This window comes from Streptomyces sp. NPDC002577 (assembly GCF_053594815.1).
On the sequence record NZ_JBSFWK010000014.1, the window covers coordinates 23314 to 35230 of the forward strand.

Sequence of the window (11917 nt, forward strand, 5' to 3'; positions counted from 1 at the left end):
TCCGGTCGCCCGGCGTGGGCCGTGCCCGTGGTGGGGGGGGGAAGGCCGGTCCGTCCGTCAGCTCGTCTCGACACCGACGGTAAGCGTTCCTGCGTAGCCCGCGGACGCGGAACTGCCCAGCGCTGTCAGCGTGAGCAGGCCGGAGGCGGCGCCGCCGTCGTCGTAGATCGAGTCCTGCGCGAGGGTGGTGCGGGCGACGGTGTTGGTCGAGTACGGCGAGACCTTGGCGACCTGAGTGGTCACCGCCTCGTCGAAGAAGAGCTGACCGGTGTGGAGCTCCTGGCCGCCCGTGAACGAGCCGTTGCTGGTGAGTGTGACGCCGGTGTGCACCTTGATGTGGATGTGGATGCACCGGCCGCGGTACCAGCCCGGGTAGATCGTGGTGATCTTGGCGACGCCGTCGGAGCCCGTGAGGACTCCGCCGCGCAGGAAGGTGCCGTCGTCGGCTTCCTGGTAGCCGTTGGAGCCGACGAACCCGGAGTACTCACCGAGAGCGTCGGCGTGCCAGATCTCGACGAGCGCGTTGCCGAGCGGGGCGCAGGTGTCGTCGTCGACGACGGTGAGCGTGAGTGCGAGGGGGATCCCCGCCTTGCCCTCGGTGATGTCGGCGCGGACTAGCTGTCCGTCGAGGTAGTAGGGGCCTTCGGTCATCTCCTTGGTGAGGGTGCAGACGGCCGCGGCGGCGACGGGTGCGGCGTCGGCCGCGGCGGCTGTGGGGGCTTCTGTACCGGGACCCGCTACGGCGGTTCCCGCGGCGCTCACGGCCAGCGTGGCGGCGGTGGCGCTTCCGGCGATCAGTACGGTGCGGCGCCCGATCGGGGCAGAAGAGTCTGTCATGGACACGGCACCGTAGGGACGGCTGCTGTGCGTGTGCTGTCAGTTCGGCAAAGTGATGGACCGTCAAGTCATTAGTGAGACAGGAGAGTTGTCGAATCACATTCGATGCTGGAGTGACTGGTGGGGCTGCGCAAACCGTTGACGCGAACGTGGTTCGACTCTACGGTCCCGTTCGAAGTGAGGACCAATGTGCGAAATATCGAACATTTAGAGGGTCGGTCACTTCCTGAGATTCCTTCTGCCCCCACCAAGGAGGGTCCGCGTGAGCCGCATCTCCCGTAAAACCGCCCTGCTCGCCGTTCCGGCGGCGATCCTGCTCGCCCTCGTACCGTCCACCGCGTCCGCGTATCCGAACCCGGGCACCGTCACGGGTTCGACCACCGTCCACGACCCGACGATGATTCGCTCCTCGTCCGGCCAGTACCTGCTGTACGCCACCGGCGGCGGGCTCGCCTTCAAGTCCTCCTCCGACCGGATCGCCTTCAGCGCGGGAGCCGACGCCTTCTCCTCGCGCCCGAGCTGGTGGTCGAACTACTCCTCCGTCCCGGAGGCATGGGCGCCCGACATCTCGTACCACGGCGGCAAGTACCTGATGTACTACGCCGTCTCGTCGTTCGGCTCGAACACCTCCGCCATCGGCCTCGCCGGCTCGACAACCGGCCAGCCCGGCAGCTGGAGCGACTACGGCATCGTCTACACGTCGAGCTCGTCCAGCGACTACAACGCCATCGACCCGAACCTCTTCGTCGACGACGACGGGAAGTGGTGGCTGTCCTTCGGCTCCTGGTGGACCGGGATCAAGATGATCCAGATCGACCCGTCGACCGGGAAGCAGCTCTCCTCCAACACCACCCGGTACTCGCTCGCGTCCCGCCCGACCGGCACCAAGGCCGTCGAGGCGCCGTACATCGTCAAGCGGAACGGCTACTACTACCTCTTCGCCTCGTACGACGTGTGCTGCTCGGGCACCAGCTCGACGTACAAGGTCAAGGTGGGCCGCGCCACCAGCGTCACCGGCCCGTACTACGACAAGAGCGGCGTCGCCATGATGAACAACGGCGGCACGCCCGTGCTGGAGTCGCACGGCAGCATCATCGGCCCCGGCGGCCAGTCGATCATGAACGACGTGGACGGCGACCTGATCGTCTACCACTACTACGACGGCAACGACAACGGCACCCCGAAGCTCGGGATCAACCTTCTGAACTGGAGCAGCGGATGGCCCGTCGCCTACTGACCTTGCTGGCCTCGCTGCTGCTCGCGCTGTCCCTCGGGCAGTCGTCGGCGAGCGCCGCCTCGTTCACGAACCCGGTCAAGACCCAGAAGGGCGCCGACCCCTGGATCTCGTACTACGACGGCAACTACTACCTGGTGACGACCAGTTGGACCGACGTCATCACCGTGCGCAAGTCGCCGACGCTGGCCGGGCTCGCGACCGCACCCAGCGTGCAGGTGTGGCAGGGCGACGCCGCGTCGCGCTGCTGCAACATCTGGGCGCCGGAACTGCACTACTCGGGGGGCCACTGGTACCTCTACTACGTCGCGGGACAGAACGTCTCCGACTACAACCCCACGCAGCGCACGCACGTCCTGGAGAGCGAGGGCAGCGACCCGCTCGGCCCCTACACGTACAAGAACCAGCTGAACAGCTCCTGGATGCTCGACCCGAGCGTGCTCACCGTGAACGGCAGCATGTACCTGCTGGGCAGCGCGAGCAACGGCACCCAGAACCTCGTCATCGCGCCGATGTCCAATCCGTACACGGTCAGCGGCTCGTTCTCGACGATCTCGGCGCCGACGTACGACTGGGAGAAGTCGGGTGGGTCGGTGAACGAGGGCCCGGAGGCGCTGCAGCGGGGCGGCAGAACGTTCGTGATCTACTCGGCGAGCGGCTGCTGGACTCCCGACTACAAGCTCGGCCAGCTGGAGCTGACCGGCTCCGACCCGCTCTCGGCGTCCTCCTGGACGAAGAAGTCCACGCCCGTCTTCCAGCGGAACGACGCGGCCGGCGTCTACGGTCCCGGGCACAACGGGTTCTTCACCTCTCCCGACGGCACCGAGAGCTGGATCGTCTACCACGCCAACGACAGCGCGAGCGACGGCTGCGACAACGGGCGGACGACCCGGGCCCAGAAGTTCACCTGGAACTCGGACGGCACCCCGAACCTCGGATCGCCTGTCGCGCTGGGCACGTCGCTCACCGGGCCGTCGGGAGAGCCGTCGACCGTGTCGACGACGTACACCATCGTCAACCGCAACAGCGGCAAGTGCCTTGATGTCGACGGAAGTTCGACCGCCGACGGAGCCAATGTCCAGCAGTGGACGTGCAACGGCGGCAACAACCAGAAGTGGCGCATCGAGGACCAGGGCGACGACACCAGCCGCCTCGTCAACGTCGCGTCCGGCAAGGTCCTCGACACCGCCGACTGCTCGAGCGCCGACGGCGCGGACCTGCGCCAGTGGTCCTGGCTGAACAACACCTGCCAGCGGTTCCGGTTCGTCACCACCGCATCGGGCGGCTGGGTGCGGATCGTCAACCAGGCCACCGGCAAGGTCGCGGACGTCGCGGACTGCTCGACAGCGGACGGCGCCGACGTACGGCAGTGGTCGTGGCTTAGCAACAACTGCCAGCAGTGGCAGCTCAAGCCGGCGTGAGCGGGGTGACGACTGTGTGAGGTTGTGCAGGGACCTGCAGGGACGGATCCACGCCACCGCGTTCTCCGGGTGGCGTGGATGTCTCCTTTCCGGCGTCGTCTCTTCCGTCGTCTCCTCGGCAGGCAGGTGGAGGAGACGACGGGGAGTGGGAAGCGCGGTGGGGCTGCCTACATCGTGGTGAGGAACCCCCGGACCGCGGCGGCGAACGCCTCGGGGGCGGTGGTGTAGATGAGATGGTCGGCGTCCAGCTCGGCCGACAAGGTGCCCGCGCGGCGCTCGACCATGGCGCGGATCTGCTCGGGTGGAATGATTCCCTTGGTGCCGTGGACCAGCAGGGCCGGACAGGTCGTGGCCGTCCAGTCGTCCCAGTGGTCACCGTGGACCTGGTCCTCGGACTCGTACATGTCCTGGGGATGGAAGGGCAGTCGCCAGGTGCCGTCCGCGTTTTCCCGCAGCCGGTCCGAGAAGTAGGGTGCGGCCGGGCCCAGGCCTGCGACAAGCGCCTCGCGGGTGGGCGCCTGGTAAGGCTGGTTCAGCAGGAAGCCGAAGGGGTTCGCCCCGTCCAGGCCAAGGGCGGCGGGACCTTCGGCGTTGACGAGCGCGCTGACGCGTTCGGGGTGGCGGGCGGCGAACTGGTAGGCGTTGATGGCGCCGAGGGAGTGGCCGAGCAGCACGACACGGTCCAACTCCAGTTGGTCCAGGAGGGCCTCGAGGTCGGCGAGATATCCCTCCCGCGAGTAGTCGGAGGCGCGGTCGGACTCCCCATGGCCGCGCTGGTCCGGGGCGATCAGCCGCCACTCGGGCTTCAGTGCCTGGGCGAGGTGGGCGAACGTGGCGCTCTCGGACAGGTGCCCGTGCAGTGCGACCAGCGGGCGGCCGGTCCCGCCGAAGTCGAGGTAGGACAGCCGGCGGCCGTCGATGACGAGTTCGGCGCGGGTGGCGGTGTCGTTCGCGGTTGTGTCGTTCATGGCGGATCCCCCATCTCGGTTGCGATGAAGGAACCGTAGCGAGGATTTGGGCGCTCGCACAAGACGCTTGTATAAGTCGCTTGCGCAAGACGACTGTCTTGCGCACGCGCTATCACCGTTGGATAGCCTCCGACCATGGGAAATCGCGAAGACCTGCTCGCCGGGGCCCGTCGCTGCCTGGAGGAGAAGGGGTGGGCGCGCACCACCGTCCGCGACATCGCGGCCGCGTCCGGTGGCGTGAGCATGGCCGCCATCGGCTACCACTTCGGCTCCCGCGAGGCGTTGCTCAACGCCGCACTCATCGACGCGATCGACGAATGGGGCACCCACACCGGCCGCACCCTGGCCGCCTTCGGAGCGGAGGGAGCCACACCCGCTGAGAGGTACGAGGCGATGTGGGATGGGATCATCGAGTCCTTCGCCACGCGCCGCACTCTGTGGCTGGCTTCGATCGAGGCACTCGCCCAGGCCGAGCACTCCGAGGACCTGCGCCGCTACCTCGCCGGAGGACAGGCTCAGGGGCGGCGGGGTCTGGCGGCCATCCTCGGCGGCGTCGAGGAGGACGCGGTCGACGACGAAGCGGCGCGCACGCTGGGCGCGGTCCAAATGGCCCTGCTCAGCGGTCTGATGACGCAGTGGCTCACCGACCCGGATCGAGCTCCCACCGGCGCCGACATCGTTACTGGTCTGCGCGCGTTGGCTCGTATCGTCGGCTCCGATCACCCCTGATGCGCCATCAGGCATACGTGAATTGAGCTCGGTAGAGTCGGGAAGCGATGGCGGGCTCAAGCGGCCGACGCATCGCGACGCCCAGCCCCCCGGCGATTCGGGGAGCTGGGCGTCGCGATGCGTCGGCGAGCCCTGAGGTCAGGCCGCCACCGTCTCCCGGCCGGGCGCCCCCTCCTGCTCCCGCAGGCCGAGCTGCTCCGTCGGCACCTTGTGCGTCTCGCGTGCGGTGAGCGCGGCCAGCACCGGCGGGACGCAGAGCGCGGCCGTGAACAGGGCGACGCCCGACCAGTCGTCGCCGTTCGGGCCGGCGATCTGCGCCGCGAACGTCACGGCGAACCCGGCGACGGCGAAACCGATCTGCGTACCGATGGCCATGCCCGACAGCCGTACGCGCGTGGAGAACATCTCGCCGTAGAAGGACGGCCAGATGCCGTTGGCGGCGCTGTAGACGATGCCGAAGGTGGCGACGCCGAGGATCAGCACCAGCGGGTACGACCCGGTGGAGATGGCCCAGAGGTAGGCGAACATCATGATGGCGCTGCCGGCCGCGCCGGCCAGGAACACGGGCCTGCGGCCGATGCGGTCGGAGAGCTTGGCCCACAGGGGGATGGCGGCGAGGGCGACCACGTTGGCGAGCGCGCCCACCCACAGCATGTTCGTGCGGTCCAGGCCGACCGAGTCGCTGGTCGCGTACGCGAGTGCCCAGACGGTGAAGATCGTGCTGACCGACGCGACCAGGGCACCCGCGATCACCCGCAGCACGTCAGCCCAGTGCTCGCGGAACAGGACCAGCAGCGGAAGCTTGGCCACGCCCTCGGTCGCGGCCTGCTGGGTGAAGGCCGGGGTCTCCTCGAGCGTGCGGCGGATGACGTACCCGACGACGGCGACGACGACGCTGAGCCAGAACGGGATGCGCCAGCCCCAGGACAGCAGCTGGTCCTCGGGCAGGGCGGCGACCGGGATGAAGGCGAGGGTGGCGAGGAGCTGGCCCGCCTGGGTGCCGTTGAGTGTGAAGCTCGTGAAGTAGCCGCGGCGGTGCGCAGGTGCGTGTTCGAGCGTCATGGAGTTGGCACTCGCCTGCTCCCCCGCGGCGGAGATGCCCTGCAGGACGCGGCACAGCACGAGGAGGACCGGGGCGAGCGATCCGACCTGCGCCCGCGTCGGCAGACAGCCGATGAGGAACGTGGACAGGCCCATCAGGATCAGCGTGAAGACCATGATCTTCTTGCGGCCCAGACGGTCTCCGACATGGCCCAGGAAGAGCGCACCGATCGGACGGGCCGCGTACGCGACGCCGAAGGTGGCCAGTGACAGCAGGGTCGCGTTGGCCGGGTCCGACTCGTCGAAGAAGACCTTCGGGAAGATCAGCGCGGCGGCGCTGCCGTAGATGAAGAAGTCGTAGTACTCCAGGGCGCTGCCTATCCAGGCGGCGAGCGCAGCCTTTCGCGGCTGGCCCTGGTGGGCGTCGGGGACGGTCACGGCGGCTCCTTGGGGGCTTACGGGGGAAGGGTAGAGCGGGTGAGCGGAGAGGTGCCGGGTCCTGCGGGTCCGGGATCGGCCGTTGCCGGCTCCGATCGGCCGGCTGTCACCCGCTCCGGTCGGGCGGCGGGCGGTGAACTCACTGGATAGTTAATAGCGAGTGGCTACGGATGTTGCGCCCGTGTGTCCCGCGTGTCAAGAGGCCCCGCAGAAGCCGGTCCGGCGGAGGCGCGGTGCTCAGTCCGCCGAGCGGTCCGCCGTGAGATAGGCGATGACCATGTCGCCGAGCATGTTCCGGTAGTGCTCCCGCTGGTCAGCGGCTATCAGATCGCGGCCGAAGAGGGCGCCGAACGTATGCCGGTTGGCGACCCGGAAGAAGCAGAACGAGCTGATCATCGCGTGCAGGTCCACCGCGTCGACATCGGCGGTGAACAGGCCCGACCTGCGGCCCTCGTCAAGGATCCGCCCGATCACCTCGATCGCGGGCGAGCTGAGTTTGCTGAGTACCTCGGATGCGGCGATGTGCTCGGCCTCGTGGGTGTTCTCGATGCTGACCAGCCGGATGAAGTCGGGGTGCGCCTCGTGGTGGTCGAAGGTGAGCTCGGCCAGCCGGCGGATGGCCGCGACCGGGTCGAGGTGCTCGACGTCGAGCCCCTGCTCGGCCTGCCGGATCACCAGGTAGGCGCGCTCCAGTACGGCCGTGAACAGCTGCTCCTTGCCGCCGAAGTAGTAGTAGATCATCCGCTTCGTGGTGCGGGTGCGGGCCGCGATCTCGTCGACGCGGGCACCCGTGTACCCGGCGCGGGCGAACTCCTGGGTCGCCACGTCGAGGATCTCGGCCTTGGTGCGGGCGGCGTCGCGGATGCGTCCGCCGCGTCGGGCCGGTTCTTCGACAGTGGTCATCCGCTGGGTTCCTTCGGGGTGCGGCGCCCGTGTGGGGGCGGGGGTTGTGACTGTCCGATGCTGGCGATTGTAGAAGCCGGTCGCGCTCCCGGGTCCGGGGAGATCTTCGGTCCGCGGAGCCTCCGGAGTTTGAGGAGAGGTCTTCCCGTCGGGACAGCCGCCTGATATGACTAACGAACCAGTTCGTACATTACGGCGGAACGCGAGAGGCAGCAGCGATGGCACCCAGGACCCAGGACTCCTTCCTCATCGGCCTGATCGGTGCCGGCATCGGGCCCTCGCTCAGCCCGGCGCTCCATGAACGCGAGGCCGACCGCCAGGGGCTGCGCTACCTGTACCGGCTGGTCGACATCGACGACCTCGGTGTCACACCCGACAAGGTCGGCGACCTGCTCCGGGCCGCCCGCGACCTCGGCTACGACGGGCTGAACATCACCCACCCCTGCAAGCAGCTCGTCATCGAGCACCTCGACGCGCTCTCCCCGGCCGCCGAGGCCCTCGGCGCGGTCAACACCGTCGTCTTCGAGGACGGCCGTGCCGTCGGACACAACACCGACGTCACCGGCTTCGCCGCCTCGTTCGCCCGCGGGCTGCCGGACGCCTCGCTCGACCAGGTCGTACAGCTGGGCGCGGGAGGTGCCGGGGCCGCGGTGGCGCACGCCCTGCTCACCCTCGGCGCCGGACAGCTCACCGTCGTCGACGCGCTTCCGGACCGCGCGGCCGATCTGGCGTCCTCCCTGAACCGCCACTTCGGCGACGGGCGCGCGACGGCCGCCGCCCCGGACCGGCTCCCGGCGCTCGTCGCAGGCAGCGACGGCCTTGTGCACGCCACCCCCACCGGCATGGCCGCGCACCCCGGACTGCCGTTCGCGTCCGCGCTGCTCCACCCCGGCCTGTGGATCGCCGAGGTGGTCTACCGGCCGCTGGAGACCGAGCTCCTGCGCACCGCCCGAGCCCTCGGCTGCGCCACGCTCGACGGCGGCGGCATGGCCGTCTTCCAGGCCGTCGACGCGTTCCGGCTGTTCACCGGCAGGGAGCCCGACAGCGCCGCGATGCTCGCCGACATCGCGGAGCTGGCGGGCGCCGCCGAAGCCCGCGCCTGACACGGCCTCCGCGGCAGACCGACACAGCACCGACCCCGAAGGAGCCCCGCCGTGCGCACGTCCATCGCCACCGTCTCGCTCAGCGGCCCCCTCACCGAGAAGCTCACGGCCGCGGCACGCGCCGGCTTCGACGGCGTGGAGATCTTCGAGAACGATCTCCTCGCCAGCCCCCTCACCCCGGAGGAGATCCGCGCCCGCACCGCCGACCTCGGCCTCACCATCGACCTCTACCAGCCGATGCGCGACATCGAGGCCGTCCCGGAGGAGGAGTTCGCCCGCAACCTGCGCCGGGCCGAGCACAAGTTCCGGCTGATGCGGCGGCTGGGCGCCGACACGGTGCTCGTGTGCTCCAGCGTCTCGCCCCTCGCCGTGGACGACGACGCGCTCGCCGCCGCACAACTGCGCCGACTCGCCGAGCTGGCAGACGAGTACGGCATCCGCGTCGCCTACGAGGCACTCGCATGGGGCCGCCACGTCAACACGTACGACCACGCGTGGCGCATCGTCGAGGCCGCCGACCACCCGGCGCTCGGCACCTGCCTGGACAGCTTCCACATCCTCGCCCGCGGCTCTGAACCCAAGGACCTCGAAGGTATTGCGGACATCCCCGGCGACAAGATCTTCTTCCTGCAGCTGGCCGACGCCCCGCTGATGGCCATGGACGTGCTGCAGTGGAGCCGCCACCACCGCTGCTTCCCGGGGCAGGGCGGCTTCGACGTCGCCGGGTTCCTCGGCCATGTGGTGGGCGCCGGCTATCAGGGGCCGCTCTCGCTCGAGGTGTTCAACGACGTCTTCCGGCAGGCGGACGCGCGCCCGACCGCCGTCGACGCCCAGCGCTCACTGATCGTCCTGCAGGAGGCCATCGGACTGGCCACCCCGCCGGCCCCGGTCGTGCCCACTTCGGTCGCCTTCGCCGAACTCGTCACGCCCGACGCCGAACCGGCCTCCGCGCTGCTCGGCGCGCTCGGCTTCGCCCGTACCGCCAGGCACCGCAGCAAGCCGGTGGAGCTGTGGCAGCAGGGCGACGCCCGCGTCCTGCTCAACACCGGTCCCGTCGGCAGCCGCGCCGCGCTCTCCCTCGCCGCCATCGGCCTGGAGTCCCCGGACCCGGCCGCAGCCGCCCGGCGTGCCGAGGCCCTCCTCGCCCCCGTGCTGCCGCGCCGCCGCGCCCCCGAGGACGCGCCGCTCGACGCGGTGGCCGCACCCGACGGCACACAGCTGTTCTTCTGCGCCTCCCCCAAGCTCTCGGCTTCGCTCGAGCAGGGAGGTACCCCCATCCGGCCCGAACTCCCCAGCTGGACCGGTGACTTCACGCCCGTCGACCACACCCCCGAGGCGGGCACCGGGATCCGCGCCATCGACCATCTGGCGCTCACCCAGCCCTGGCACCAGTTCGACGAGGCCGCCCTCTTCCACCGCAGCGTGCTCGGGCTCCAGGCGCAGGAGAGCGTCGACGTCGCCGACCCGTACGGACTGCTGCGCAGCCGCGCCGTCACCAACGCCGACGGCAGCGTGCGGATCGCCCTCGGCGTCGGAGCCGCCCCGACCGACGAGGGCGGCCGCGCCCAGCACATCGCCTTCGCCGTCGACGATCTCATCACGGCCGTGCGCCGGATCAGGGAGGCCGGCGGCCGTCTCCTGCCGGTGCCCGCCAACTACTACGACGACCTGGCGGCCCGCCACGAGTTCGCCCCCGGCGAGCTGGAGACCTACCGCGAACTCGGCATCCTCTACGACCGCGACGACCACGGCGAGTTCCGCCACTGCTACACCGAGACCGTCGGACGTGTCTTCTTCGAGCTCGTCCAGCGCGACGGCGGCTACCGCGGCTACGGCGCCCAGAACGCCCCCGTACGCCTGGCCGCGCAGCACGCCCTGCGGCCGGGGCGCTGAGGCGTCGACTCAGGCGATCGGCAGACCCGCGTCCGCCGGGGCGACGGCGGCAGCCTGTCCCACCGAGGCAGCCGGTGCGGTCTCGCCGACCGGTCCCGAGGGCGCCGGAACCAGCGGCAGCGAGTCCGTGCGCTGCTGGGGGATCGCCACGGGGCGTACCGGCCGGGGCCCGGCGACCACCGCGTAGTCCGGGCCGAGGAAGTCCGGCGTCAGATCGCCGGGGTCCTCGCCCAGCGCCAGGCGGACGGCGGACCAGGGCACGTTCAGCCCGCACTGGGACAGCTGGTGCAGGCCGCCCGCCGGGCGGGTGTTGACGTCCATGAGGACCGGTTCGCCGTCATAAAGGCGGTACTGGATGTTGGTGAGCCAGTGCAGGCCGAAGGTCTCGGCGAGGCGGCGGGACGGCTCGATCCAGGACGGGTGGAGCGTGAAGCCGCGGCGGCGGCCGTGCTTGGTGCGGCCCACCGCCATACGGACCCGGCCGTCAGGACCGGTGAGGCAGTCGACGGACACCTCGGGCTCGTCCAGGCGCGGCATCACCAGCCAGTCCACGGGCTCGTCCGCGTGCCGCAGGGCGTCGACGACCAGGTCCAGCGGGACGTACGGGCTGGGGAATCCGGTCAGGTGCATCATCGAGAACGGGGAGCGCGTGACGACGCGGAAGCCGACACCGCCCGCCCCGGCCGCGGGCTTGAAGCACGCCTTGTGGCCCGTGGCCTCGATCGCCTCGACGGCCGCCACCAGCTCGTCCCCGGTGCGCACCCGCCACCACGGCGGCACCGGAACCCCCGCGGCCGACGCCGCTTCGTAGGCCGCGGCCTTGTCCTGGAAGGTGGCGATCGCCTCGGCCGGCGGGGCCAGCAGTGCGGTGCCGACGGCGGCGAACTCCTCGCGGTGCGCCGCGATGACCCCCTGGTGGAGCACCGGCACGAAGACGTCGATCGCGTGCTGGGCGCACTGCGCCAGCGCGTACTCGACGTAGGCGGCGGGGGACAGGCCCTCGGGCTCCAGCGCCGCCGTGTCCGCGGCGGCCAGGACCGGTGAGTCGGGATCGGCGTGCGTGGCATGGATCTCGACGCGGGCGCCATGGGGATTGGACCGTAGCTGATCCATGAAGAAGACGTTCTCCGCGTACGTGCGGTTGAGCCAGACGCGTACGCGAGAGACCATTCAGGCCGCCTTCCAGGGGTCGGGCAGGGCACGGCAGAGCGAAGGCCGCGCCCGGGCAGGGGAGAAGAAGGACACGGAACCGCCGTCCGCTACGAGATGTCGCTGCGGCCCGTGTTGGGGCGATCATAGGGCTCAGAAGCCCGTCGTGCTGCTACGCGCATGTTAAGAAATCCCTGGCCA

Annotated in this window: 10 protein-coding genes; 5 read left to right on the plus strand and 5 right to left on the minus strand. The window is 70.0% G+C overall.

The genetic code is table 11. From position 1 onward, the window contains the following. Positions 1 to 57: 57 nt before the first annotated feature. On the minus strand, positions 58 to 837 hold the full coding sequence (locus ACWD4J_RS19935; protein ID WP_451396704.1) for an intradiol ring-cleavage dioxygenase: 780 nt from the start codon (positions 835 to 837) through the stop codon (positions 58 to 60). A gap of 262 nt (positions 838 to 1099) precedes the next feature. Between ACWD4J_RS19935 and ACWD4J_RS19940 the strand changes: the two genes are divergently transcribed. Both ACWD4J_RS19940 and ACWD4J_RS19945 read left to right on the plus strand, forming a co-directional pair. Further along, complete coding sequence (locus ACWD4J_RS19940; RefSeq protein WP_451396705.1) at positions 1100 to 2074, plus strand: arabinan endo-1,5-alpha-L-arabinosidase; 975 nt, start codon at positions 1100 to 1102, stop codon at positions 2072 to 2074. Then, positions 2056 to 3492, plus strand: a complete 1437-nt coding sequence (locus ACWD4J_RS19945) for a family 43 glycosylhydrolase (protein ID WP_451396706.1) — start codon at positions 2056 to 2058, stop codon at positions 3490 to 3492. Before ACWD4J_RS19940 ends, ACWD4J_RS19945 begins: the two co-directional genes overlap by 19 nt. Before the next feature lie 167 nt (positions 3493 to 3659). Here ACWD4J_RS19945 and ACWD4J_RS19950 read toward each other — a convergent pair whose 3' ends face one another. Then, a complete protein-coding gene (locus ACWD4J_RS19950; protein WP_451396707.1) occupies positions 3660 to 4460 on the minus strand; it encodes an alpha/beta fold hydrolase in 801 nt (266 codons plus the stop codon). A gap of 135 nt (positions 4461 to 4595) precedes the next feature. On the opposite strand from ACWD4J_RS19950, the gene ACWD4J_RS19955 reads away from it, so the two are divergent. After that, complete coding sequence (locus tag ACWD4J_RS19955; RefSeq protein WP_451396708.1) at positions 4596 to 5189, plus strand: TetR/AcrR family transcriptional regulator; 594 nt, start codon at positions 4596 to 4598, stop codon at positions 5187 to 5189. 138 nt (positions 5190 to 5327) lie between these two features. On the opposite strand, the gene ACWD4J_RS19960 is transcribed toward ACWD4J_RS19955, so the two are convergent. Further along, on the minus strand, positions 5328 to 6668 hold the full coding sequence (locus ACWD4J_RS19960) for an MFS transporter (RefSeq protein WP_451396709.1): 1341 nt from the start codon (positions 6666 to 6668) through the stop codon (positions 5328 to 5330). A 237-nt stretch (positions 6669 to 6905) separates the two neighbouring features. Then, positions 6906 to 7571 carry a TetR/AcrR family transcriptional regulator gene (locus tag ACWD4J_RS19965; protein WP_451396710.1) on the minus strand — a complete coding sequence of 222 codons (666 nt, stop codon included), beginning with the start codon at positions 7569 to 7571 and terminating at the stop codon, positions 6906 to 6908. Positions 7572 to 7789: 218 nt separating this feature from the next. Between ACWD4J_RS19965 and ACWD4J_RS19970 the strand changes: the two genes are divergently transcribed. Further along, positions 7790 to 8674: a shikimate dehydrogenase gene (locus tag ACWD4J_RS19970; RefSeq protein WP_451396711.1), complete on the plus strand. Its 885-nt coding sequence runs from the start codon at positions 7790 to 7792 to the stop codon at positions 8672 to 8674. A gap of 51 nt (positions 8675 to 8725) precedes the next feature. Beyond that, positions 8726 to 10567 (plus strand): bifunctional sugar phosphate isomerase/epimerase/4-hydroxyphenylpyruvate dioxygenase family protein, encoded by a 1842-nt coding sequence (locus ACWD4J_RS19975; RefSeq protein ID WP_451396712.1) that lies wholly within the window; start codon positions 8726 to 8728, stop codon positions 10565 to 10567. Between the two features lie 9 nt (positions 10568 to 10576). On the opposite strand, the gene ACWD4J_RS19980 is transcribed toward ACWD4J_RS19975, so the two are convergent. Continuing rightward, positions 10577 to 11737, minus strand: coding sequence for an ATP-grasp domain-containing protein (locus tag ACWD4J_RS19980; RefSeq protein ID WP_451396713.1), 1161 nt, complete (start codon positions 11735 to 11737; stop codon positions 10577 to 10579). Positions 11738 to 11917: the final 180 nt, after the last annotated feature.

Excerpts from the sequence above, each read along its gene's own strand:
- ACWD4J_RS19935 (WP_451396704.1), bottom strand. The coding sequence starts at position 837 with ATGACAGACTCTTCTGCCCCGATCGGGCGCCGCACCGTACTGATCGCC.
- ACWD4J_RS19945 (WP_451396706.1), top strand. The coding sequence starts at position 2,056 with ATGGCCCGTCGCCTACTGACCTTGCTGGCCTCGCTGCTGCTCGCGCTG.
- ACWD4J_RS19950 (WP_451396707.1), bottom strand. The coding sequence starts at position 4,460 with ATGAACGACACAACCGCGAACGACACCGCCACCCGCGCCGAACTCGTC.
- ACWD4J_RS19955 (WP_451396708.1), top strand. The coding sequence starts at position 4,596 with ATGGGAAATCGCGAAGACCTGCTCGCCGGGGCCCGTCGCTGCCTGGAG.
- ACWD4J_RS19965 (WP_451396710.1), bottom strand. The coding sequence starts at position 7,571 with ATGACCACTGTCGAAGAACCGGCCCGACGCGGCGGACGCATCCGCGAC.
- ACWD4J_RS19970 (WP_451396711.1), top strand. The coding sequence starts at position 7,790 with ATGGCACCCAGGACCCAGGACTCCTTCCTCATCGGCCTGATCGGTGCC.
- ACWD4J_RS19980 (WP_451396713.1), bottom strand. The coding sequence starts at position 11,737 with ATGGTCTCTCGCGTACGCGTCTGGCTCAACCGCACGTACGCGGAGAAC.